Source organism: uncultured Caldilinea sp. (genome assembly GCF_937128415.1).
Classification (GTDB): Bacteria; Chloroflexota; Anaerolineae; order Caldilineales; family Caldilineaceae; genus Caldilinea.
In genome coordinates this window covers 14,710-38,254 of record NZ_CAKZMJ010000083.1, presented here as the reverse complement: position 1 = coordinate 38,254, position 23,545 = coordinate 14,710, and the positions used below count along the sequence as shown (strand labels likewise).

17 protein-coding genes are annotated in these 23,545 nt (G+C 63.3%); 10 read left to right on the top strand and 7 right to left on the bottom strand.

Features of this window, described 5'->3' with window-relative positions; translation table 11 throughout:
• Nucleotides 1-174: 174 nt before the first annotated feature.
• The 7 genes from Q0367_RS16145 to Q0367_RS16115 all read left to right on the top strand — a co-directional run bounded on the left by Q0367_RS16145 (nt 175) and on the right by Q0367_RS16115 (nt 12,325).
• Nucleotides 175-1,182 carry a branched-chain amino acid ABC transporter permease gene (locus Q0367_RS16145; RefSeq protein ID WP_363325879.1) on the top strand — a complete coding sequence of 336 codons (1,008 nt, stop codon included), beginning with the start codon at nt 175-177 and terminating at the stop codon, nt 1,180-1,182.
• 5 nt (nt 1,183-1,187) lie between these two features.
• Nucleotides 1,188-2,936, top strand: a complete 1,749-nt coding sequence (locus Q0367_RS16140) for a branched-chain amino acid ABC transporter permease (protein ID WP_298983518.1) — start codon at nt 1,188-1,190, stop codon at nt 2,934-2,936.
• Nucleotide 2,937: 1 nt separating this feature from the next.
• Complete coding sequence (locus tag Q0367_RS16135) at nt 2,938-3,720, top strand: ABC transporter ATP-binding protein (RefSeq protein WP_298983517.1); 783 nt, start codon at nt 2,938-2,940, stop codon at nt 3,718-3,720.
• A gap of 15 nt (nt 3,721-3,735) precedes the next feature.
• Nucleotides 3,736-4,440 carry an ABC transporter ATP-binding protein gene (locus Q0367_RS16130; protein WP_297641058.1) on the top strand — a complete coding sequence of 235 codons (705 nt, stop codon included), beginning with the start codon at nt 3,736-3,738 and terminating at the stop codon, nt 4,438-4,440.
• Between the two features lie 73 nt (nt 4,441-4,513).
• Nucleotides 4,514-7,486, top strand: a complete 2,973-nt coding sequence (locus Q0367_RS16125; RefSeq protein ID WP_298983514.1) for a peptidoglycan DD-metalloendopeptidase family protein — start codon at nt 4,514-4,516, stop codon at nt 7,484-7,486.
• 124 nt (nt 7,487-7,610) lie between these two features.
• Nucleotides 7,611-11,531, top strand: coding sequence for an N-acetylmuramoyl-L-alanine amidase (locus Q0367_RS16120; protein WP_298983512.1), 3,921 nt, complete (start codon nt 7,611-7,613; stop codon nt 11,529-11,531).
• Nucleotides 11,532-11,533: 2 nt separating this feature from the next.
• Nucleotides 11,534-12,325 carry a ScpA family protein gene (locus tag Q0367_RS16115; protein ID WP_297641064.1) on the top strand — a complete coding sequence of 264 codons (792 nt, stop codon included), beginning with the start codon at nt 11,534-11,536 and terminating at the stop codon, nt 12,323-12,325.
• A gap of 27 nt (nt 12,326-12,352) precedes the next feature.
• Here the strand turns inward: Q0367_RS16115 and Q0367_RS16110 are convergent, their stop codons facing one another.
• From Q0367_RS16110 to dtd, 3 genes are all read right to left on the bottom strand, one after another.
• The gene (locus Q0367_RS16110; protein WP_297641066.1) at nt 12,353-12,946 is read right to left on the bottom strand and encodes a hypothetical protein; all 594 of its coding nucleotides are present in this window, start codon (nt 12,944-12,946) and stop codon (nt 12,353-12,355) included.
• A gap of 13 nt (nt 12,947-12,959) precedes the next feature.
• Nucleotides 12,960-13,946 (bottom strand): aldo/keto reductase, encoded by a 987-nt coding sequence (locus Q0367_RS16105; RefSeq protein WP_297641068.1) that lies wholly within the window; start codon nt 13,944-13,946, stop codon nt 12,960-12,962.
• A gap of 64 nt (nt 13,947-14,010) precedes the next feature.
• The gene (dtd, locus tag Q0367_RS16100) at nt 14,011-14,457 is read right to left on the bottom strand and encodes a D-aminoacyl-tRNA deacylase (protein ID WP_297641070.1); all 447 of its coding nucleotides are present in this window, start codon (nt 14,455-14,457) and stop codon (nt 14,011-14,013) included.
• Between the two features lie 54 nt (nt 14,458-14,511).
• Between dtd and Q0367_RS16095 the strand changes: the two genes are divergently transcribed.
• The gene (locus Q0367_RS16095; protein WP_297641072.1) at nt 14,512-15,702 is read left to right on the top strand and encodes a radical SAM protein; all 1,191 of its coding nucleotides are present in this window, start codon (nt 14,512-14,514) and stop codon (nt 15,700-15,702) included.
• A gap of 213 nt (nt 15,703-15,915) precedes the next feature.
• On the opposite strand, the gene Q0367_RS16090 is transcribed toward Q0367_RS16095, so the two are convergent.
• From Q0367_RS16090 to Q0367_RS16075, 4 genes are all read right to left on the bottom strand, one after another.
• Complete coding sequence (locus Q0367_RS16090) at nt 15,916-16,941, bottom strand: NAD(P)/FAD-dependent oxidoreductase (RefSeq protein ID WP_297641074.1); 1,026 nt, start codon at nt 16,939-16,941, stop codon at nt 15,916-15,918.
• 2 nt (nt 16,942-16,943) lie between these two features.
• On the bottom strand, nt 16,944-17,390 hold the full coding sequence (locus tag Q0367_RS16085) for a DUF6992 family protein (RefSeq protein WP_298983508.1): 447 nt from the start codon (nt 17,388-17,390) through the stop codon (nt 16,944-16,946).
• A 134-nt stretch (nt 17,391-17,524) separates the two neighbouring features.
• The gene (locus Q0367_RS16080) at nt 17,525-18,769 is read right to left on the bottom strand and encodes a glycosyltransferase (protein WP_297641078.1); all 1,245 of its coding nucleotides are present in this window, start codon (nt 18,767-18,769) and stop codon (nt 17,525-17,527) included.
• A complete protein-coding gene (locus tag Q0367_RS16075) occupies nt 18,766-19,929 on the bottom strand; it encodes a glycosyltransferase family 1 protein (RefSeq protein ID WP_297641137.1) in 1,164 nt (387 codons plus the stop codon). Before Q0367_RS16075 ends, Q0367_RS16080 begins: the two co-directional genes overlap by 4 nt.
• Before the next feature lie 383 nt (nt 19,930-20,312).
• Between Q0367_RS16075 and Q0367_RS16070 the strand changes: the two genes are divergently transcribed.
• Entirely contained in the window at nt 20,313-21,623 is a 1,311-nt protein-coding gene (locus tag Q0367_RS16070) for a hypothetical protein (protein ID WP_297641080.1), read from the top strand.
• Nucleotides 21,624-23,540 (top strand): selenocysteine-specific translation elongation factor, encoded by a 1,917-nt coding sequence (gene selB, locus Q0367_RS16065; protein ID WP_298983505.1) that lies wholly within the window; start codon nt 21,624-21,626, stop codon nt 23,538-23,540.
• The last annotated feature ends 5 nt before the right edge of the window (nt 23,541-23,545 follow it).

Sequence of the window (23,545 nt, the reverse complement as noted above, 5' to 3'; positions counted from 1 at the left end):
CTGTCTGCGCAGCAGCGTTGAGACGGCTTCCGCAGCGAGGCTGTTCCAACGCTGCTGTGCAGCAGCTACAGAGAATCCTCATTCAACCGAAAAAGAACTCAAAATATCGTGGCGGTTACAACGTATTCATCCACCTCTGTTCGCTTTCGACAAAAAACGACCACCCGTTGGCTGGTGCGCGGGCTGGGCGTGCTGATCCTCGCACTGGTGGCCTGGCGCGTCGTCACCGTGGGCCTCGCTGAGGGTTATCCGGCCACTTTCTGGATGTCGCAGCTGATCAACGGGCTGGTGCTGGGCGGCGTCTATGCGCTGGTTGCGCTGGGCTATACGCTGGTCTACGGCATTTTGCTGATGATCAACTTCGCCCACGGCGACGTCATGATGATCGGCGGCTTCACCGGCTTTTTCGCCCTGCAATTTTTCATGGCGTTGGGTTGGCTGCAGGGGCCGGCGGCGCTGGTTGCGCTTGCGCTGATCTTGATCGTGGCTGCGGGCATGTTCGGCTCCGTATTGACCGGCGTCACCCTGGAGCGGGTCGCCTATCGGCCGCTGCGGGGAGCGCCGCGTCTGGTGCCGCTGATCAGCGCCATCGGCGCATCGCTCTTCCTGCAATATTCGGTCTTGCTCATTTTCGGCGTCAGCCCGCGCGTCTACCAAAAGCCTGCTTTGATCGAAGGCGGCTTCCGCGCCGGCGGGGTCTTTGTTCCTTATACAGGGCTCATTATCTTTGTGACCTCGCTCTTTTTGATGTTAATGCTGTACTTGATCGTCCAACGCACCAAGCTGGGGCGCGCCATGCGCGCCGTCGCCGAAGATAAGGGCACGGCGGCGTTGATGGGCATCGACGTCGACCGCGTGATCGTCTTCACCTTCATCCTCGGCTCTGCGCTGGCGGGCGCCGCCGGCGTGATGCTGGGTTTTCACAACACGGTGGTCAAGTTCAACAGCGGTTTCATCCCAGGTTTGAAGGCCTTCACCGCTGCAGTGCTCGGCGGCATCGGCAACATCCCCGGCGCCATGGTCGGCGCGCTGTTGCTCGGCGTGATCGAGGCCATCGGGCCGAGCGCACTGGGCATCCCCACCGAATATAAAGACATCATCGCCTTCACCGTGCTGGTGTTGATTCTGATCTTCCGTCCCTCCGGCCTGCTTGGCGAGGTGGTGAGCGAGAAAAGGGCGTGAGGAGTATGCTGCTTCCATCCGTACAAAGGGGCCTTCGCATCGGCGCCATTGCGTTCGCAATTCTGACCTATCTCGTTCTGGTGGGGCTGCCGTTGCGTCTCGGCGACCTCGCCCTTCCCATTTTAGCAGGTGCAATGGCGCTTTTTTTCTGGCTGGCGTTGCGCGGGGGAAAGAGCAAGCAGGATGTATTCAATCGACAGCCTGCGCTGCTCTTCACGGCAGGCCTGAGCGGAGGGCTGACTGCGGGATTGCTGATTGCGGCGTTGCTCGCCGTGTTCGTCAATCTTACGAGCAGCGGGGTTCGCCTTCAGCCCATCTTTGACAAAATGACGCCGCCAAATCTGGCGGCGCTCTACGGCGTCGCCCCCGGTGCAATTGTCGGCGGCGAGCTTTCGCCGCTGGCCTGGCTGCAACAGGCGCTGCTGTTGACCGTCGCCAGCGGCGTGGGCGCTGCGCTGGTGTTGGTGGAGCGTTGGGCTCGCGGCCGTCCGACGCCGCGCATCTCGGCGCTGCGTTGGATCCCGCTGCTTCTGCCCATTGCGCTCTTTCTCTTCGTGCTCTGGCTGGGCATGCCGGGAGTGACCTTCGGCGGCAACAATCGGGGCACGATCCGTCTGCTTGCCGCCATGGTGACGATCGGCGCCGGCATCCTGGCGCTACGTGCGGCGCATCCGGGTCGCGAACGACAGCTCCTTTCATTGCTTTATTTGGCCGGGGTCGCATACCTTCCGTTTACGCTTGACCAATTTCAAAACTCGGTGCTCGGCATTGTCTTCATCTTTGTGATGATGGGGCTCGGCTTGAACATCGTCGTCGGCTTCGCCGGGCTGCTCGACCTGGGCTACGTCGCCTTTTTCGCCATCGGCGCGTACATGTACGCCTTCCTCTCGGCGCCGTTTTCCTCGCCCTGGCTGTCTGCGCAGCTGCAAAGTCTGGGCATTCCGGCCAATGCGCCGCTGCTCAGCTTCTGGATGGCGCTGCCGATCACGATGCTCGCCGGTTGGATCGGCGGCGTGCTGTTAGGCATTCCGGTGTTGCGGCTGCGCGGGGACTACCTGGCGATCGTTACGCTTGGCTTCGGCGAGATTATCCGCCTGTTCATGCTCAACCTGGCGGAGCTGACAAACGGCCCGCGCGGGCTGCTCAACATTGCGCCGCCCTATCTGTTCGGATACAACCTCGGCAACCCGCGCGATATCTTTATTTTAGGGCTGATCGGCTCCGCTGTGATTGCGTTTTCCGCCTACCGGCTCGACAACTCTCGCTTGGGCCGCGCCTGGATCGCCATGCGCGAAGACCAGGACGTGGCGCAGGCGACCGGCGTCAACCTCGTGCGCACCAAGCTGCTGGCGTTTGCCATCGGCGCGCTCTTTGCAGCGCTCGCCGGCCAGCTCTATGCCGCCCGCCAGACGAACATCTTCCCGGAAAATTTCTCGCTCTTCGTGTCGATCGATGCGCTTTCGCTCGTGATCGTCGGCGGCATGGGCAGCATCCCCGGCGTGGTGCTCGGCGCCCTGGCGTTGAAAGGTCTGCCGGAGGTGCTGCGCGGGGTCGATGAGTATCGCATCGTCACCTTTGCGGCGCTGTTGGTGACCATGATGATCGTGCGACCGGAGGGCATCATCCCCTCGACGCGACGGCGCCGCGAGCTACATGAAGAGGCGGAGCCTGTGGTCGGTGAAGACGTCCCCTCTGTGCTGGAGCGGCTTGCGCCTGAGCTGAAATCAGACAACCCGGATGGAGGTAAAAAATAAAATGGCGTTGCTTGAGGCGCGCGGCGTCACCAAAGTGTTCGGCGGCCTGGTGGCGGTCAGCCAGGTCGATCTCACGATCGAAGAGCGCATGATCGCAAGCTTGATCGGCCCCAACGGCGCCGGCAAAACGACGTTCTTCAACTGTCTCACCGGTTTGTACAAGCCCGAAGAAGGCGACATCCTCTTCGATGGACGTTCGATTATCGGGCTGCGCCCTGATCAGATCACTGCGCTCGGCATTGCGCGCACCTATCAGAACATCCGGCTCTTCGGCAGCATGACCGCCATCGAGAATATTCTGGTCGGCCAACACGTGCGGCTGCGCTCGACGCCGCTCGGCGCCATCTTGCAGACGCCGTTTACGCGACGCGAGGAACAACGCGCGGAGAAGCGGGCGCGCGAGCTGCTCGCCTTCGTCGGCCTCACCGGCAAGGGCGATATGCTGGCCAAGAATCTTCCGTACGGCGACCAGCGTCTGCTCGAGGTGGCGCGCGCGCTGGCCAGCGACCCCAAGCTGCTACTCCTCGACGAGCCGGCCGCCGGCATGAACCCGCGCGAAACCGAAGCCATGATGCATCTCATTCATCGTTTGCGCAACGAGCTCGGCATCACCATCCTGCTCATCGAGCACGACATGAAGGTGGTCATGTCGATTTCCGACCGCGTCACCGTGCTCGACTACGGCAAGAAGATCGCCGAAGGTCGACCTGAAGAAGTGCGCAACGACCCCAGAGTGATTGAAGCCTACCTCGGCCCAGGCATCCTGGCGGAGACGCATCCATAGAGGAGAATTGCACCTATGCTGGTGCTTGACCAGATTCACACCTACTACGACCGCATCCATGCCCTGAAGGGCGTCTCGCTCACCGTCGACAAAGGCGAAATCGTCACCCTGATCGGCTCCAACGGCGCCGGCAAGACGACCACGCTGCGCACGATCAGCGGGCTGCTGCACCCGCGCATGGGGTCGATCTATTTCGAGGGTCAGCCGATCGACCATCTCCCTGCACACGAGATCACGCGGCTCGGCATTTCCCAATCGCCGGAGGGGCGCAAGATTTTCGCCCGCCTCACCGTGCGCGAAAACCTGGAATTAGGCGCGTTCACGCGCACCGACAGGGCCGCCATCCGCGAGGACATGGAGCGCGTGATGGAGCTCTTCCCGCGGTTGCGCGAGCGTCTGAACCAGCGCGGGGGCACGCTCTCCGGCGGCGAGCAGCAGATGCTGGCCATCGGCCGCGCGCTGATGAGCCGCCCACGCCTCCTGCTGCTCGACGAGCCTTCGATGGGGCTGGCGCCGCTGCTGGTCGACCAGATCTTCCGCATCATCCGCAACATCAACGAACAAGGGACGACCATTTTGCTGGTCGAGCAGAACGCGCATGTGGCGCTCTCGATTGCACACCGCGCCTATGTGATGGAGACAGGCGTCATCGTGCTCGAAGGCCCGGCCGCCCAGGTGCTCGCCAGCCCGCAGGTGCGCGAAGCCTATTTGGGCGGATAGCGCCTTGGCTGCTCTCCCCGAGCAGTGAAACCGTCGTCCTTCGCCGCACGTTTTAAAGCCAGGAGATCGCCCTATGCCGCGACCGCTGCTTGATTCACCGTACATTTTCGGCCTCCACGATCCGGGCGGAGAATGGATCATGGCGCAGGCAGGGCGCCGTGGATGGATTCTGTTCACGGAGGCCGTCGGCAGCGATCCGAACGATCGCAGCGGCGCCGACTATCGCCCTTACAGCGAACAGGATTTCGGCGTGATTGTGCGCATCAACAACGGCTACGGCGCCGTCGGCACGATCCCTACGCCGGAACAATACGCCAGCTTCGCGCGCCGCGTCGCCAATTTCGTGGCCGCCAGCCCCGGCTGTCACATCTGGATCATCGGCAACGAGACCAATCATCCGCAGGAATGGCCGGTGGATCACCGCGGCCCGCGCCCGATTTTGCCGGAAGACTACGTGCGCTGTTTTCGCCTGTGTCGCGAGGCCATTCGCTCCCTGCCCGGCCACGGCGACGATCTCGTCGTCATCGGGGCGGTGGCGCCCTGGAACGCGCAGTTGACCTATCCCGCCAACCCCACGGGGGACTGGGTCCTGTACTTCCGCCACATCCTGGAGGGGCTGGGCGCCGATGGGCTGGACGGCATCGCGCTGCACACCTACACCCACGGCCCCGATCCGGCGCTCATCCTCGATCGCTCCACGATGAATCCGCCGTTTCAGCATCGTTTTTTCAATTTTCAGGCGTATCGCAACTTCATGGACGCCATCCCTTCCACCATGCGCAGCCTGCCCGTTTTCATCACCGAGACCAATCAGGACGCGCCATGGTTGGACGCCAACAACGGCTGGGTGCAGGCCGCCTACGCCGAGATCGACCGCTGGAATCGTCAGCCGGGCGCGCAACAGATTCGCTGTCTGCTGCTTTACCGCTGGCAGCGCTACGATCAATGGCACATCGACGGTAAGAACGGCGTCATCGCCGACTTCCGCGCTGCGCTCGCCAATGACTATCGCTGGAAGGAGCCGCCGCCGAAACCGGCGCGCTACCAGGTGGGAGACGTGGTGCGCACCCTGGCCGCCATCAATCTCCGCGCCGCGCCGTCCGGTCAGATTCTCGGCGTGTTGCCGCCCGGAACGCAGGCGACGATTCGCAGCGCGCCCCATGCGATGAGCGGCGGTCTCCCCTTTTGGGCGGTGCGCGTGCTCTTCAACGGTCAGCCGCGCAACGGCTGGCTGGCTCAATACACGCTGGATGGCCTGCCCCTGCTGATGCCGGAGACGTTCGGCAACCTGCGGCCTGCGTCCTACAAAGCGGGCGACAAGGTGCGCACGCTGGAGGTGATCAACTTCCGCAGCCAGCCCGCCGGCCCGGTGCTCGGACAGCTCCCGCGCAACACCGTGCTGACCGTCCTCGATCCCATTTTTGTGATGGCGACCGGCGTGCCGTGGTGGTCGGTGCGCGGGGAACTGAACGGCGCGCCCGTGGATGGTTGGGTGGCGCAATATACGCAGGGCGGCGTCAATTTGCTCGAGCTTCACCTGCCGGGCGCCCCGCCGGAGAGTGCGTTGGCGAGCGTCGCTGCGGCGCCGACCTTTGCGCCGGGGGTGGAGGTGCGCACGCGCACGCTGGTGCGGATGCGACGCACGCCGGGCGTGACCAACAAGCCCGCCGGCGACACAATTGCGCTGGTTCCCGCCGGCGCAACTTTGACGCTGCTGGAGGGGCCGCGCCGCGTCGATGACATGGAGTGGTGGCGCGTGCGCGGCGCGCTCCCTGACCTGGGCCGCGTCGAGGGATGGATGGCGCGCAGCCTTTCCTCCGGCGAGGCGCTGCTAGAGCTGGCGCTGCCGGAGCCGCCCGCTCCCCCCGCCATTGAGCCGCCGCAGCCCTCTCCCCCTCGCTACACGTTCACGCCGGGCGATCGCTTCCGCACGACCACGCTGGTGCGTCTGCGCCGCTCTCCGGGACACCTCGGCAAAGGGCCGGAGGACATCGTCGCCGACATCGCGCCGGCCATCGAAGGCGTCATCGTCGCCGGCCCCTCGGAAAAGGATGGGCTGATCTGGTGGCAGGTCCAGATCGTCGCCAGAGATGGTGCGATTTTCGCCGGCTGGATGGCCGAAGCCACTGCGGATGGAGAAGTTTTGCTGCAAAAAATTAGCGCGCCCCCGCCGCCCCCTGCCTTGCGCGTCGGCGATCTGGTGCAGACCAGCGACTTTCTCAATGTGCGCCGCACGCCCGGCGTCGTCAACAAGCCGCCGGATGACGTGCAGGGCGCGCTGCGACCGCGCACGACGGTGGTGCTGCTCGACGGTCCGCGCCAGGTGGATGGGGTGACCTGGTGGCGAGGAGGCGCCATCCTCACGCCGCCGGGCGTTGTCGTGCGCGGCTGGATGGCTGCGGCCCTGGCGGGCGTCGGCGATCTGCTGGTGCGCGCGCCGGTTTTGCCCGGGACAAACATCCCAAATCCGGCGGACGGCGTCTACCTCCATCCTCCGTTCGATGGCGTCTACACCATCGGCCAGCTTTGGGGAGAAAACAGCGCCTTCTACGCGCGCTACAGCTACGACGGCGTCCCGCTGTTAGGACACAATGGCGTGGACTTTTCCACTCCCGTCGGGGTGGCGCTGCGCGCCGTCGATGACGGCGTGGTGCTGCGCGCCGACTTCGAGGCGGGCGGCTTTGGCAACTTCGTCCTGCTTGGTCACAGCTGGGGAGAGTCGATCTACGCGCATCTCTCCGCCTTTGAGGTGAGCGTCGGCCAGACGGTCACGCGCGGCCAGCTCATCGGCCGCTCCGGCAACACAGGCGCCAGCACCGGCCCACATCTGCATTTCGCCATCCGCATCCATCCCTACACACGCGGAGACGGCTGGGGCGGCTTCAGCGATCCGCTCCCCTATCTGCCGCCGACCGCCTACCGACTGCCTCCGTACATCCTCGACCCGTCGCCCGCCCTTGCCATGGCGTCCGCAGCGCCGGAGGACGCCTTCGTACGCTTGGCGCCTTCCGGGATGGGCGCCGTCCCCAGCCACGAACGCCCCTGAACAACGGATTCAGATAGGAGCGGACGCAGCACGCATCCAGCGGACAATTTGCTCCCGTTCAAACCCGTTGTTGCGTCTTTATGCTATACTTCACATCGATTGATCGATTTCGAGTGGAGCATTCATGCCGCGACCGTTGTTCGATTCGCCGTATATTTTCGGAATTCATGAACCCGGCGGGGAGCACCTGATGTTGGCTGCGCGCAAGCCGGGTTGGATCCTCTTTTCTGAAGTGCTTGGCCATGACCCGAACGATTTGAGCGGCGTCGACTACAGCACCTACGCCAACCAGGGCTTCGGCATCATCGTTCGCCTGAACCACGGCCACGAGCCGGAAGGCACCATTCCCCACAGCAGCCAATACGAAGCCTTTGCACGCCGCGTCGCCAACTTTGTCGGCATCAGCCGCGGCGCGCATATCTGGGTCATCGGCAACGAGATGAACTACGCCGTCGAGCGCCCGGGCGTCAAGATCGACTGGTCGCGTCACAACACGCGACGCGAAGGCCCACCGGAGATCGCAGACCCCATGCGCCGCGGGTTGGCCATTCGTTTCAACACGCTGCCCGACCACTCAAATGAAATTCGCACCACGCGCGGGGCGATGATCAGCCCCGGCGAGGTGATCACGCCCGAACTGTATGCGCGCTGCTACCGCCTCTGCCGCGACGCCATTCACCGCCTGCCGGGCCATGAGGACGACCTGGTGCTTGTCGGCGCTGTGGCGCCCTGGAACACGCAGACCATCTATCCAGGCAATCCCAATGGCGATTGGGTTCAATATTTTCAGGATATATTGACACTTCTGGGGCCAGATGGCTGCGATGGCTTTGCGTTGCATGCCTACACCCATGGAGCCAGCCCTGCGTTGATCTCCAGTTCGGCCAAAATGGCGCCGCCTTTTCAAAATCGCCACCTGCAATTCCGCGCCTACATGGACTTCATGAACGCCGTGCCCGCCTCGATGCGCCATCTGGCGGCGTTTCTGACTGAAGTGGGGCAGGTGCAGCCGTGGGTCGATCAGAACAGCGGGTGGGTGCAGGCGATGTACAGCGAGATCGACCTGTGGAATCGCCAGCCGGGCGCCCAGCAGATTCGCGCAGCCATCCTCTACCGATGGCCGGCGCTGGATCGCTGGCACATCGAGGGCAAAAAGGGAGTCATCGAGGACTTTCAAGCGGCGCTCACGCACGATTATCGGTGGCGCGGCGTTGTACAGGATGAACCGCTGGAAGACGAGGCCGTCGAGGCGGCTGCACCTCCCCAATCGCTTGAACGCCACTCCGGAGAGTATGCGCCTCCGCTGGCGGCGCCGGCGGCCGCTGGCAAAGATGCCATCAGGCCGGTCGCCGTCGTCTCGGAGGCGCGCAGCGAAGGTCGTCCCCGCAAGCGCATGGAACTCCCTGCCTATTCCGTAGAGTGGATATCCGACGACTTCCCTGCCCAACTGTACGCCGGTCAGGTTGTCACGGCGTTGGTGACGCTGCGCAACGCCGGCTCGCTCACCTGGCAGTGGGGCGGTGGGAACCCGTTTCGCATCGGGTATCGGTACTATCGCAATCGTCGGCCGTTGAAGCTCCCTCCTGCCAAAGACCTGCGCACCGACATCCCCGACGACGTTGAACCCGGGCAAATCGCCACCGTGCAGGTGCGCATCGCTCTGCCCGATGAACCGGGCAATTACACGCTCGAGCTCGATCTGGTGCATGAAGGAGTCGCCTGGTTCAAAGAAAAAGGTTCGCCGGTCCTGACGCGCTGGCTCACCGTGGAGGCGCCGCAGCTGAGTCGGGTCGAAGGCGGCGAAGAGCGCAACATTCTCTTGCCGGTGCGCCTCTTCACCGACGTCAGCCGCCGGCTGCCGCGCAGCGGCGCACCCTATGCCCGCCGCAACCTCAATCAGATTCGCTACATCGTCGTCAATCAAACTGGCGCGCATCCGTTGCTCAGCCTGGAGCGGGTGGCGCGCGCTCACATCAAGGCAGGCTATCCGGGCATCGCCTACGATTTTGTGATCGACGCTGCGGGCGAGATTCTCAAGGTGAAGGATCTGGAGGATGTGGCGCAACCGGACAAGGTCTGGTCAGAGCAGGGCGTCAACATCTGTCTGGCGGGCCGCTTTGACGTCGAGCCGCCTTCGCTGCCCCAACTCGACGCCGCCGGACGCCTCTGCGCCTGGTTGGCTCAGAACATGGGCCTGGACGCCGACGCCATCGTTGGGCTGGGCGAGCTGATCCCCAGCGATAGCCCGGGCGCGACGTTTTACACCGGCCCGCGTTGGAAAGAGGTGCTGGCGCGACAGGTGCGCCTGCATTTGGCCGCATTGAGCAACGGCGCGCAAGAAAGTGCGCAAAGCACCGACGTCGAGCAGCGCATTCAGTCTTTGCAAACGCAGAACCAGGCGCTGGCGGCGCGTCTGGCCGAGGCCGAGTCCAGAGAACGAGAAGCGCAGAGCGAGGCGCAGCGGCTGGCCGCCGAAGTGAAGAAGCTGCGCAGGCTGCTCGAAGAGCAATCCACCGTCGTGGAAGGAAGCCTCCGCCTGCACAAAAGCGTTGAGCGGCTGCCGCGCGATCGCCATCGCTACGTTGCGCGCAGGGCGGATGAGGTGCAGGCGCTGGTGATCTACGACACCGGGGCATCCGCCGACACGCCGCTGGAGGCCCTGGCCGATCAACATCGCCGAGACTGGCCCGGCATCCTCTACGATTTTGTGATCATGGCCGATGGGAGTGTGCACCAGACGCAGCCGCTCGACCAGACGCCGGAGACGCCGGAGCCGTACATCCGCAACGCCGTCAGCATCGCCTTTGCGGGAGACCTGCGCAGCGGCGGCATGCCCACTCCCGATCAGCTCGCAGCAGGCGGCGCCCTGATCGCCTGGCTGCTGAAGCGCTTTCCGCATCTGACGCTCGACGCAGTGAAGGGGATCGGAGAGTACATCGCCACGCCGTCGCCCGGCGTCGAATGGGCGACATGGAAGGCGCATCTGCTCGCAGCAGCGCGTCGGGCGGCCGGCATGGCGGAGGACGCCGACGACGGCGCCTTGCGTCTGGAGATCGCTCGCCTGGAGAATGAGCTGGCAAGTTTGCGTTCGGCCCAAGCTGCGCTCGAGGAGGAACGCGTTGCACACGAGACGGAGATCCGGCGGCTGCGCGAAGAACTGGCGACCCGGACTGCCACCGTCGCGGGCTTTGTCGTGCCGCCGCCGCCGATTCGGGACATCTCCGACCAACTGCCCAAACACGCGCGGCTGCGCTATGAACGGCGCCCGTTGAGCCAGATCACGCATATCGCCATTCACCATACGGCGGCGCCGCCTCGCATTGGCCCAGCGCGCATTGCGGAGCTCCACATCGCATCTGATCCGGCGCGCGGCAAAGAGGCGTGGCCGGGCATCGGCTACCATTACTTCATCCATGAAGATGGCTGCATCGAGCAGACAAACGACCTGGAGACCGTCTCGTATCACGTAACGCGGCACAGCAGCTACTCGGTGGGCGTCGTCTTCGCCGGCAGCTTTATGAACGGCAAGATTCCCACGTCGGCGCAGCTGCGCGCCGGCGCGCACCTGGTGGCGTGGCTGATGCAGGAGCTGAACATTCCGCTGGCGCGCGTCTGGGGCCACCGCGAGTTTCCCGACAACATGACCGTCTGCCCCGGCAGCGAGTGGACGCAGGGCAACCGTTGGCGAGACCTCCTCTTTGAGCAGATCGGTCAGATTCAACGCGGCGCCGGGCTGAAGACGATCCGCCATTATCTTCTCCTTCCCGATGGCCCTGGGTCGGCGGACCTGTTTGACGACGCCATGGTTTACATCGCCCGCTATCGACCGACGGTCGGTTCACACGTCGAAGAGGCGCGCAACGCCGAATACGTCACCATCCTGGGGTCAGAGGCCGGCGTCAGCGCAGCGAGCGAGCAACAACTCGTCGAAGCAGGCTGCAAAGTCGAGCGCATCGTCGGGCGCACAGACGCCGAGCTGGGTCAGATGTTGGCGGAACTGGTGCGCGTTGGGCGCCGCTTCCGCTCGTTTGAGGTGAACTTCTGACAATGACCCTGACGCGACCACAACCGCTCGGCGCCGGCTATCCGGTGCACCTACCGGTCTTCGAGGGGCCGCTCGATCTGTTGCTGCACATGATCGAGGCGCAAGAGCTGGATATCAGCGTCGTCAGTCTCATGGCCGTCACCGACCAGTATCTGAAGACGCTCAACGAGCTGGAAGAGATCGAGCCAGGCGCGCTGGCCGATTTTCTGGTCGTCGCCTCGCGGTTGCTCTATATCAAGTCCTATCACCTGCTGCCCAAGCCGCGACCGCCGGTCGAGGATGAAGAAGAAGCCAGCGGCGACGCGTTAATGCGTCAGCTGATGGAATATCGCCAGTTCAAAGAAGCGGCGGCGACGCTGCGCGCTAGAGAAGAGGCGGGTCTGCGCGTCTATGTGCGCGTCGCCCCTTTGCCAGAGGTCGAACGACGTTTGGACCTCAGCAACGTGAGCTTGGAAGCGCTGCGTCGCGCGCTGCAACGAGTGTTGCAGCGCATGCCCGCCGAGCCTCCCCTTCCGAGCGTCAAGACCTATCCGATCACGGTGGCCGAACAACTGGAGAACGTGCGTGCATATCTGCGCAACGCCTTTGCTTCAAACGGACACGCTCATCTGCGCGGCGTTCCTTTCGAGGCGCTGCTCAGCCGCAGCGTGACCCGGCTGGAGGTGATCGTGACCTTCCTGGCCGTGCTGGAGCTGGTCAAACTGCAGGAGGTGGAGGTGATGCAAGACGTCACCTTTGGGGAAATTTATCTGGCGCCCGCCTCCCCTGCATCGACGGGCGCAGATCGCTCGTAGACGACAATCTCTCGCGCCGGTTTTCTTTCACGGAGAGACGTACAGATACCAGAAGCGCTCGCGAGGGAAGATGGGCTCCAGACGTTTGTCCCAGACGAATCCGCCGGGCTGCACGATCAGACGAATGCGGTCGTCGATCCGGCTGATCTGTTTTTGCAACTCAGGCGTGAAATCTTCCGCCAGCTCCTCCACCATCAGCTCGATGCGCTGGCGATTGCGGATCTCGAAGGGGTACTCGGCGCGCGCCCGTTTGGGATCGCCCACCACATCGTCGAGGAACCAGTTAAGGCTGTCCAGCCGCGCCTTGATCTCGCGCTTCAACAGATCATGGAAGCGCGTGCGCAGACTGTAGATGGTCGCGCGCGCCTGTTTCCCCAAATCATCGACGCGTATTCTCTGTTCGGGCGGCAACGAAGCTCGTTCCTGTTCGAGCCGATAGAGCCGCGTCAGCAGATCGCCGCCGGACATTTGCACCATGCGCACGCCGGACGGCGTCTGTACGCGCACTGTGCGATAAATGTCGCCTTTGACGATGTACTCCTCCAGCTCGGCGACTTCCGCCTCCAGCACGGCCAGGTCGATCTCCGGCGCTTCGGCCAACACATAACTTCCCTCTTGCATCGGCTTTCTCCTTTCACCAGCGATGATGCACGTGCGGGCGGATGTAGGTGTCGTACACGACCCGCACGGCCTCCATCACGCGCTCTTCAAGCGGCGGCAGGTCAGAGGCGGAGCAGTTTTCAATCACCTGCTCCGGCCGTTTGGCGCCGGGGATCGCGCAGCTCACGGCGTCGAACATCAAGATCCAGCGCAGAGCAAATTGCGTCATGGTCATGCCCGGCGGCACGAGTGGCCTCAACGCCTCCACCGCAGCGAACGCGGCGTGCAGAGGAACGCCGCTGAAGGTCTCGCCGACGTCGAACGCTTCCCCGTAGAGATTGAAATTGCGATGATCGTCGGGCGGAAAGGTGGTGTCGGGCGTAATCTTTCCGGTCAGCAGCCCGCTGGCCAGCGGGACGCGCGCCAGAATGCCCACCCGCTTGGCCTTGGCGGTGCGGAAGAACGCCTCCGCCGGCTTTTGCCGAAAGATGTTGAAGATGATCTGCACGGTCTGCACATTGGAATATTCGATGGCTTTGAAGGCTTCGCTCACCTTTTCGACGCTGACGCCATAATATCGAATCTTGCCTTCCTGAACGAGACGATCTAGCGCAGCGAAAACTTCCGGACGGCGATAGACTTCGGTGGGCGGACAGTGAAGCTGCAGCAGGTCGAGACAATCGGTCTCCAGGTTCCGCAGGCTGCGCTCGACAAAGGCGCACAGGTTCTCGTAGGTATAGCCTTCCGCCGTGTGCGGATCCAACCGTCGTCCCGCCTTGGTGGCGACGATGATCTGCTCGCCCGGCCGCTCGCGCTTCAACCGCGCCAGCAGTCGCTCGCTGCGGCCGTCGCCATACACATCGGCTGTGTCAAAAAAGTTGACGCCCAGGTCGACGGCTTTGTGCAACGCCGCCATCGACTCTTCATCGTCCACCTTGCCCCAACTGCCGCCGATCGCCCACGCGCCAAAGCTGATCTCAGAGACCTGATAGCCCGTTCTTCCCAATGGTCGATATTTCATCGGAAACCCTCTTTTGTGTGTTTGGTTGGTGCATTTTGGTTTGCGTTTGGTTGATGATGCGGATTCAAAGCGTTGCTGTGTCCATCCAGATGGTCACAGGCCCGTCGTTGACCAGCTCGACCTCCATATGGGCCTGAAAGACGCCCTGCTGCACCGGGACGTCTTCCGCCCTCAACAGCTCGCAAAAGCGTTGATAGAGCGGCTCCGCCTGCTCCGGCCGCGCCGCGTCGGTGAAGCTGGGACGTCGCCCCTTGCGCACGTCGGCGTAGAGTGTAAACTGGCTGATCGCCAGCACTGCGCCGCCGACGTCGCTCAGGCTTAAGTTCATTTTACCATCATTGTCCTCAAAGACGCGCAGGCCGGCGATTTTGCGCGCCAGGAGACGCGCCTCCGCCTCGCCGTCACTGTGCGCGACGCCCACCAACACCACAAACCCACGTCCAATTCGGCCAATTTCACTGCCGTTCACGCGCACGCTCGCCGAACAGACCCGCTGAATCACAGCTCGCATAAACAGGTTTTTCCTCACTTTACAAATCGAACAAACGTTCGTATAATAGATAGTATGAATTTTCGGATAGCGCCCGATTCGATCCAGAAACTTTCGCTCTTGGACGACGCCTTGCGCTTCGAGCCCGCCGGCGACCAACCGATGGCGGAGCGCAGCGCGTCGCCGCGCGCACCCAAGCCGCTGCCCTGCATCTCGGAGGTGACGACGCCGACCGGCAAGAAGCCGATCTTGAAGGCGATGATGACGACGGCGTGCGAGCGCAACTGCTTTTATTGCCCCTTCCGCGCCGGTCGCAGCCAGACGCAGCGCATCACCTATACGCCCGACGAAATGGCGCGCACCTATGATACCATCCACCGCGCCGGATTGGTGGATGGCCTCTTTCTCTCGTCAGGCATCATCAAAGGCGGCGTCTCCACGCAGGACAAGTTGATCGATACGGCGGAGATTCTGCGCAAACGCTACCATTATCGCGGCTACATTCATCTCAAGATCATGCCGGGCGCCGAATATGACCAGGTGCGACGGGCGATGCAGCTCGCCGACCGCGTTTCGATCAACCTGGAAGGCGCCACGGCCGAACGGTTGGTGGCGCTGGCTCCTAAGAAGGACTACTGGAATGAACTCTTCCCACGCCTGCAATGGATGAGCGAGCTGCGTCGGAAAGAGGGGCTACGCGCCAGCATCGTGACGCAGTTCGTCGTCGGCGCCGTCGGGGACACCGATCTGGAGCTTCTGCAGGTGAGCGAGCATCTGTACAGCCGGCTCGGCCTGCGTCGCACCTATTTCATGGCCTTTCATCCGGTGATCCAAACGCCTTTCGAGTCGCTCCCCCCCGTTTCCCCGCAGCGCGAATTTCGCCTCTATCAAGCGAGCTTTCTGCTGCGCGATTACGGCTGGAGCGTCGAAGACCTGCCCTTCCTGCGCAACGGCAACCTGCCGCTCGACGTCGATCCCAAGCTGGCGTGGGCGCGAGAGCATCTGCTCGAACGTCCGGTTGACGTCAACCGCGCCGAACGTCGCGAGCTGTTGCGCATCCCAGGCGTCGGCCCTAAGCTCGCCGACGCCATCCTGGCCGCGCGGCGTCGAGGGCGCATCCGCGAGATCGGCCATCTGGTTGCGCTCGGCCTGCGCGATGTGGAAAAGGCCAGCCCCTTCCTCCTGCTTGATGGCAAACCTGTCACGCAACAGCTTCGCCTCTTCGATTTCTCCACGGCTTCGGGTCTGCCGAGGACCTGCGGCTGAGAGCCGCAGCTACGGTGAATCCATCTGCGGCGTGTCTTCTCCCCCTCTCCCAGGATTGGCAGAGGGGGTCGGGGGTGAGGGCTTTCTCCACGGCTTCGGGTCTGCCGAGGACCTGCGGCTGAGAGCCGCAGCTACGATGAATCCATCTGCGGCGTGTCTTCTCCCCCTCTCCCAGCCTTGGGAGAGGGGGCTGGGGGTGAGGGCCCCCTCGTTTCACCCGAGCAGCGCTTCGCCGATCTCCAGACCGGACAGCGCCGCGCCCTCCACGCGCGGCGCGCCGAAGGCGTCTCCTCCAATGTAGAGCGGCGCGTGGGCGTCAATCTTCAACATGCGCTCTGGATGCAGGACGGTTGGCGTGGCGTAGCGCCAGCGCTTCACCTGCTCTTCCAGGATCCAGGCGTCCGGCGCCAGCCATGGACGCATGGCGCGCTCAAACGCCTCGCAGAGAACATCGTCGGGGTCTTCAAAGTGCGCCTCGCTCCAGGCGGGGCCTGCGTGGACGGTGACGATTGGGACGCGCGGAGAGATGCCCTTGCGCTGATTGTCGGCGATCCAGGGGAAGTCGTGCTCCGGCCGCTGCACGGCGCCGGGCGCAGGCAGATGCACCTCGCCGTCGATGACGAAGAGTCCACAGAGGCAGGGAGCATAGCGAATGCGCTCCAGCGCTGCACGGTCTCCCGGCGCAAGAGGCGTGTTTCCTACGTCGAGAAGCGCTAACGCCTGAGGGGCAGGCATCGTCAACACGACGCTCTGCGCTCGAAATGCAACGCCGTTTTCGGCGGAGACGCGCCAGCCATCCTCTTCCGGCGTCACCGCTTCGACGCGCACGCCGGTGTGAATGACCCCGCCCTGCGCCTCCACCTGCGCTGCGATGTATTGGGTCAAGTGGTTCATGCCGCCGTGCACGGCGTAGCGTGGATGGCCGTCCGACGGTGCGTCCGCCAGACTGCCGTCGCTCCAGCCATGCGACCAGACGAAGATGATTCCTTCGCTGAGCCACTGCTCGACGAAACGACCGAAGCGCTCATCGCGCACCGTGAAAAACTGCGCGCCGTGATCTGCGCAACCTTTGTCGATGCGCCGCGTGGCCATGCGCCCGCCAACGCTGCGCCCTTTGTCGAGCAAAGTGACATTGCGTTTGTGCGCCGTCAGCACGGTGGCCGCCATCAACCCGCAGACGCCGGCGCCGACGATCAAGATGTCCGTTTTGTGAATCTCGTTGTTTGCCGCTTCCGCCATATTCATCTCCCTTCAGAACTGCTTGCCTGTGGTAGCCGGATAGCATGGAGCAGATCAAAGACAAAGAGAAAGGCGCCCTGCACGACGACGCCGACGCCGTGGCCGCAGGCCTTCGCATCGGCGCCGCCGCGGCTGCGCGCCAGCTGCCACCCGCCGGCGACGTAGAGCACATCCAGCCCGGTGTTGATCCAGAGGATGCGCCGCAGGTTGTGGGCGTCGCGCTGCGCCTCTTCCGTCGGGTAGCCGCGCGCCAGCTTGCGCCGGAGTCCACGACGGCCAAAGATGGCCAGGGCCGTATTGATGACGCCCCATCCGATCGACTGCTGCCCAAAGGCGCGCCAGAACGGCGAGGGCGTCCCTTGCAACAAGGCGCCAATGATGACGTTGAAAAGCCCCCACGCCAACAGACGCGTGGTGAGCTGGCTCTGAAACGACGCGATTTTCGGCATAACGCTCCTCGAGGTCTGTCGTGCGTTGCGCAACGGTGAATTCTTTAAACCATGCAGTTCATCGAGCACGTGCGGCTGGGAGCCGCACCCACCCTTGCCGACTGTTCGCTCAATCCGCTCTATTTATTGCAAATTCAACTGCGCAACTTCTCTTGCTGCGCGAGGATCAGCGCTTCTTCGAGTTTGGGCAGAATCTGCTCCCAACCGTAATGCTGCTCGACAAACCGTCGTCCTTGCGCGCCAAGTCGGCGGCGCAGCGCACCGCCTTTTTGCGCATCTTCCAACAGACGCAAGACTGCAGCGGCGAAAGCTTCGGGTTCGTCGGCGATGAGCAGCTCCTGTCCATCGCGCACGTCCACGCCCTCTACGCCCAACGTTGTGCTGACGACCGGCGCAGCGCACGCCAGCGCCTCTAACGCCTTAAAGCGCGTGCCGCCGCCAACGCGCATCGGAATCACATACGCGCCGGCCTGGTGAATGTAGGGCCGCGTGTCCGGCACGGCGCCCGTGATCTCGATGGCCGGATGGCCGCGCAAAGCATTGAGCCGAGGATGAGGATTCATCCCCACAATTTGGAAGCGCACGTCGGGCGCCTTCGCCAGCACGCGCGGCAGCACGTTCTGTGAAAACCATAGCACGGCGTCAATATTCGGTCGGTAGTCCATCTTTCCGGTGAAGACGATCGTGCGCAAAGGGGAGACTGTCTCCGGCGGACGATACGCCTCCAGATCGATGCCGTTGGGCGCAACAACAATCGGCGTGGGCGCGCCGAGGTCGAGCAGCGCCCGACGATCCGCTTCGCTGACGGCGACGACGGCGTCGGCGCTGCGCACGATGGCGGCCTCGTAGCGACGCAATTTTCGCCACTGCACCAGGCTGTAGGCTGCGGCAGGCCAGCGCTGAGGATGGCGCAGATCGGTGAAGGCGTTGCGTTTCTGAAGCAGATATTCGCAGTTATGGTCGTCGAAGACCAGGGCGGGGCGCTCCGGGTCGCGGCGCCGCTCTAAAAGAGGACGGGCGTACTGCGCCAGTTCGATGCCCTCGATCTGCACGACGTCGTAGTGTGTTTCGGCGAGCCATTGACGCGCCAGACGGTGCATGGCTTCGCTCTCCAGGCGCAGCCCCATATCCGGCGTCAGGGTGGTTAAGGTGGAGTGGACGCGCTGCAACGCCGTGCGCATGGGCTGCTCCACTGCGGCGATGCGCGTGCAAAGCGTCTTCAGCGGGCTGTCGTCGGCGATCTGGTCGCCGGGCGCCAGAAAGGTGAGCAGATCGACGGCGTGATTGCGGGCCAATCCGCGGATGAAATAGTAGTTGCGCATGGTGGCGCCCTGACGAGGTGGATAGGGCGCCTGGGGGGTGATGAAGAGAATCCTCACAGCCCTTTTTCCGGCGTCGTGGCGGCGGGTTGTTGCGACGCGGCGCGATGCGGTTCGGCCACCTGGCGGTAGACGTCCAGCGTGCGGCGCGCCGCGCGATCCCAGCTGAAGACGCGCGCACGGCGCAATCCCTTCTGGCGCAGTTCTGCATGCAGGTCGTCGTCGGTGAGCAGGCGCTGCATGGCGACTGCGATCTCTTCGACGTCGAGCGGGTTGACGAGCAACGCAGCGTCACCCACCACTTCCGGCAAGCTGCTGACGTTGCTCACGATGGTGGGCGTGCCGCAGGCCATGGCTTCCAGCGGCGGCAGCCCGAACCCTTCGTAATGCGCAGGGTGCACGTGACAGCGCGCGGCGACGTACAGTTGATGCAGCTCCTCATCGGAGACGCGACCCAGGAAGCGCACCCAGGGCTTCAGGTTCAGTGTCTTCACCAGTTCGAGCGTTTCGTCGTAGAGCCATCCCTTCCCGCCTGCGATCGCCAACATCACATCGTTCTGGCGGTATTTGTTGCGCAGATGGGCGAAGGCCTGCAGTAGGCCGTTGATGTTCTTGCGCGGCTCGATCGTTCCAACGCAGAGCACGAAGCGCTCGCTCAAGCCGTGACGTTTCTGCACCGCGGCTAGCGTCTCCTGATAGGGCAGCGGTTTGAAAATCGGGTTGGCTGCTTCATGAATGACGGTCACTTTCTGAGCGGGGACGCCGAGTTGCGCGATCAGGTCCTGACGCGTATACTCGCTCGGCACGATGATGTGCGCCGCCTTGACGACCGCTTTATCGATCTGACCATAATAGGCGGCGCTCTCCGCCGTCAAAAAGTGGGGATAATGCAAAAACGCCAGGTCGTGCACCGTGATTACCGCTGCGACCGGCGAATAGAGCGGCGGGATAAAATCGGTGCTGTGGATCAGATCGAGCCGGAAACGCAGCAGCTCAGCCGCCAGAAAAATCTGTTCAAAGCGATGATGAACCGGAGCAAAGAGCGTTGCACGCCGAAAATTCGCCTGTTGGATCAGAGGGGAGCGATGTTTGGGATGCTGGAAGATGATGAACTCATCCTCTTTGTTGAGTTCGGCCAGCGCCTGTAATAAATGTCCGGTGTACCGACTAATTCCCGCTGGCTGATAGTGCATCAACCGCGTATCGACGCCAATTCGCATATGCACTCAACGGGGAAATCCAAGAGAAACCACCCGCTTGCCGCCCATTTTCAAAACCTCAGTCCACAAGGTCGAGAAAACTTACATTATTGTAGCAGCGCCCACGATCATCGGCCAAAACCGCGCGCTGCAAGGCGACGCTTCTTTCAGGGCGCTGCGCCTGAGACGTCGGATTGAAATCTCCCCTTTTTCTGAATAGATTGGAGTTCGACCTGGATGATGGTATACTCTGCGTAGAAAAAGGCGGTCATTTATGTCGTTTATATTGCCATCATTCCTATCAACCCAGACCAGGGCGTTCAAAGATTTCGATCGCTTGCGTGACCGCATGAAACACAGGCCGCTGGTGAGGAGCGGCATTTAGAAACCAAACTGGAAGCTCTATGGACTTAGCACAACTCGCCCAAATGGTCACCTGGCTCGACGAAGAGCACCGCCGCGATCGCGCAGAGATCGCCAGGCTTCAGCAGCGCATCGAGGCGCAGTCGAGCGACATCATCGAACAGGCGCGGCGCATCCAGGAACTGGAAGGGCGTCTTGCGCAGACGCAGGCGCAACTGAGCCGTTTCAATCAGGTCGAACAGGCGATTCAAAACACCAAGACCGAGCTGGTCGGCCTGGTAGAGCGCGCCTATGAAGAGCGCGTCGCCGGTCAGCGCGAGCTGGAGCGCGCGCGCATGAGCGATCGCGAGATGCTGAGCCGCGAGATCAGCGAAGTGCGTCGCGAGCTGCCGCGCATCAGCCGGCTGGAGGAGGCGATCCAGGTGCGCATCGCCGAAGATGAGCGCCTCGGCGAGCTGATCATGAGCATGCGCAATCAGATCGGCAGCCTCGCCAAAGAGATCGAGGAGCGCACGCGGCAGATTCCCTTCCTGGTTGAACAGCGCACCAGCGACACCAAGCGCATCGCCCAGCTGCAGCAGGAGACGGTCGAGCTGTTCAAACGCACCGAAGCCACGGCCGGTCGCCTCCCGCTTCTGGAAGAAAGCATCCGCAAAACGGCGGCGGAAATGGAAAAATTGCCCCCGCTGATCGACCAGCTGCGCGACGACCAGGTGAAATTTATGGAACGCACGCGCGTGCTGGTGGCGGAGCGAGAGCAGGTGCTCAATCGCTGGCAGGAAGTCATCGATGAGCAGAAGGCCCTCGTCGCCCAGGCCTACGAGCGCATCCAGAACTTCGCCCAACAGATCGAGATCGGTCGCCGCGCCGTGGCCGAAATGCAGGAGTTCAAAGACCTGATTCTGCGCGAACAGGCGCAGGTGGCGGAGCTGCAACGCCTGGCCGAAGAGCGCCTGCGCCGCGAAATGGATGACTTCCGCGAGGACTTCGAGCGCCGACGACGCAAGAGCGAGCTGCGCGAGGAGCATCGCTGGAGCGAGCAAGAGAAACACAACAAAGAAATTCTCGATCGCTTCCCGCCCCTCCAACATGACCTCAAGATGCTGGAGGCGCTGGTCGATCAGTTGTGGAAGCTCCAGGAGAGCTACAGCGCGTATTTTACCACCATGGCCGACGCCTGGCTCCAGGGCATACAACGGGCGGTCAAGGATCGCGACGAGAAGCTGCGGGCCATGGAGGAAGCCTGGCAACGCCAGCGCCGCAACGCAGAGCTTTTCGCCGCCCAGGGACAGCAACGTCGCACGCCGGGCATCATCACCGGCGAGCCTCCCGGCAACGGTCAACAGAGCTAAATGCGCGTCATCGGCACCGCCGGTCACGTCGATCACGGCAAGTCCACCCTTGTTCACGCCCTGACAGGCATTGACCCGGACCGCCTCAAGGAAGAAAAAGCGCGCGGCATGACCATCGACCTGGGCTTCGCCTGGCTCGATCTGCCGCGCCTCGACGGCGAAGTGGAAAGCGTGGGCGTCGTCGACGTGCCCGGCCACATCGACTTCATCAAAAATATGCTAGCAGGCGTCGGCGGGATCGACGCTGCGCTTCTGGTCGTCGCCGCCGACGAAGGCGTAATGCCGCAGACGCGCGAACATCTCGCCATCCTCGACCTGCTGGCCATTCCCGCCGCCGTAGTTGCGCTCACCAAAATTGACCTGGTCGACGACCCCGAATGGCTGGAATTGGTGATGCTCGACGCAGCCGAGCTGCTCGCCTCCACGCATCTGGCGGGCGCGCCGATCGTCCCCGTCAGCGCCGTCACCGGCGCCGGCCTGGAGAAACTCAAGCGCACGCTGGCGACGGTGCTGACCGACCTGCCCCCCCGCCGCAATCGAGGACGGCCGCGGCTGCCGATCGATCGCGTCTTCACGCTCAGCGGCTTTGGCACAGTCGTCACCGGCACGCTGCTCGACGGCGAGTTCAACGTCGGCGACGCCGTGGAAATCTTGCCTGCCCGGCGCACAGCGCGCATTCGCTCCCTGCAAACGCATCGCCGACCGGTGCAGACGGCGCAGCCCGGCAGCCGCGTCGCCATCAATCTGACCGGCGTCGGCGCCGACGAGCTGCGCCGCGGGGACGTGGTGGTCCATCTGAACACGTTGACGCCGACCACGCTCATCGACGTGCGCTTTCGCCTGCTCGCCGACGCGCCGCGACCGCTCAGACACAACCAGACGGTCGACTTTTTCGTCGGAGCGGCGGAGATTCCCGGCGTGGTGCGGCTGTTAGGCGCCGAGACGTTGAAGCCCGGCGAGGAGGGGTGGCTGCAATTGCGGCTCGCCCGCCCCGCCGTCGTGGCGGCAGGCGACCGTTTCATTCTGCGCCAGCCCAGCCCTAGCCAAACGTTAGGCGGCGGCGTCGTGCTGAGTCCATCGCCTCAGCGGCGCTGGCGTCGCTTCGATCCTAATGTGCTGACGCGGTTGCAGACGCTGGCGCGCGGTCGACCCGATGAGATTTTGCTCGAGACGCTGGAGCGCCTTCGCCTGACGACGCCCAAAGCGTTGCTGACCCACGTCGAACTCGATGCAGCGACGGGCGCAGCGGCGCTCGATGAGCTGCGCCGTCAGCGGGCGCTAGTTGAAATTGCAGCCGGCGAGGAAAGCCTTCTGCTCAGCTTGAGCGCATGGCGTCGGCTCGCCGACGGCTTTGCGGCCCGCGTCGCCGAGCATCATCGTCAATTTCCCTTGCGCCGCGGCCTGCCGCGCAGCGAGGCGCGCAGCCGGATGCAGGCGCTGCTGCCCGGCGTCGTCCTCAGCGTGCGCCATTTCAACGCCCTGATCGACGCACTGGCGCAACAAGGTCTTCTGTATGCGGACGACGCCTGCGTGCGCCTGCCGGATTTTGCGCCGACCCCTACGCCCGCCCAGCAGCGCTCCATCGAGCGCGTGCTGGCTGCATTTGCTGCGAGTCCTTACGCCCCGCCCAACCTGCAAGATACATTGCGAATACTTGATGAAAATACAGAATTGCTTGAATACCTGACCGACCAGGGCGTGTTGGTGCGGTTGGGAGGGGACGTGCTGTTGCGCGCAGAAGATTTCAACGCCATGGTGGAAGAGATTACGGCCCATCTGCGCGCGCAGGGAGCCATCACGCTCGCCGAGGTGCGCGACCGTTTTCAGACAAGTCGCAAATACGCTCAGGCAGTGTTGGAGGAGATGGACGCACGGCGCCTCACGCGTCGCGAGGGGGATGTGCGGGTGTTGCGGTGATACGG

Bases quoted from the DNA above. Each gene is read 5' to 3' on its own strand.
- Q0367_RS16140 (WP_298983518.1), top strand. From the start codon at position 1,188: ATGCTGCTTCCATCCGTACAAAGGGGCCTTCGCATCGGCGCCATTGCG.
- Q0367_RS16135 (WP_298983517.1), top strand. From the start codon at position 2,938: ATGGCGTTGCTTGAGGCGCGCGGCGTCACCAAAGTGTTCGGCGGCCTG.
- Q0367_RS16130 (WP_297641058.1), top strand. From the start codon at position 3,736: ATGCTGGTGCTTGACCAGATTCACACCTACTACGACCGCATCCATGCC.
- Q0367_RS16125 (WP_298983514.1), top strand. From the start codon at position 4,514: ATGCCGCGACCGCTGCTTGATTCACCGTACATTTTCGGCCTCCACGAT.
- Q0367_RS16120 (WP_298983512.1), top strand. From the start codon at position 7,611: ATGCCGCGACCGTTGTTCGATTCGCCGTATATTTTCGGAATTCATGAA.
- Q0367_RS16115 (WP_297641064.1), top strand. From the start codon at position 11,534: ATGACCCTGACGCGACCACAACCGCTCGGCGCCGGCTATCCGGTGCAC.
- Q0367_RS16110 (WP_297641066.1), bottom strand. From the start codon at position 12,946: ATGCAAGAGGGAAGTTATGTGTTGGCCGAAGCGCCGGAGATCGACCTG.
- Q0367_RS16105 (WP_297641068.1), bottom strand. From the start codon at position 13,946: ATGAAATATCGACCATTGGGAAGAACGGGCTATCAGGTCTCTGAGATC.
- dtd (WP_297641070.1), bottom strand. From the start codon at position 14,457: ATGCGAGCTGTGATTCAGCGGGTCTGTTCGGCGAGCGTGCGCGTGAAC.
- Q0367_RS16095 (WP_297641072.1), top strand. From the start codon at position 14,512: ATGAATTTTCGGATAGCGCCCGATTCGATCCAGAAACTTTCGCTCTTG.
- Q0367_RS16090 (WP_297641074.1), bottom strand. From the start codon at position 16,941: ATGGCGGAAGCGGCAAACAACGAGATTCACAAAACGGACATCTTGATC.
- Q0367_RS16085 (WP_298983508.1), bottom strand. From the start codon at position 17,390: ATGCCGAAAATCGCGTCGTTTCAGAGCCAGCTCACCACGCGTCTGTTG.
- Q0367_RS16075 (WP_297641137.1), bottom strand. From the start codon at position 19,929: ATGCGAATTGGCGTCGATACGCGGTTGATGCACTATCAGCCAGCGGGA.
- Q0367_RS16070 (WP_297641080.1), top strand. From the start codon at position 20,313: ATGGACTTAGCACAACTCGCCCAAATGGTCACCTGGCTCGACGAAGAG.
- selB (WP_298983505.1), top strand. From the start codon at position 21,624: ATGCGCGTCATCGGCACCGCCGGTCACGTCGATCACGGCAAGTCCACC.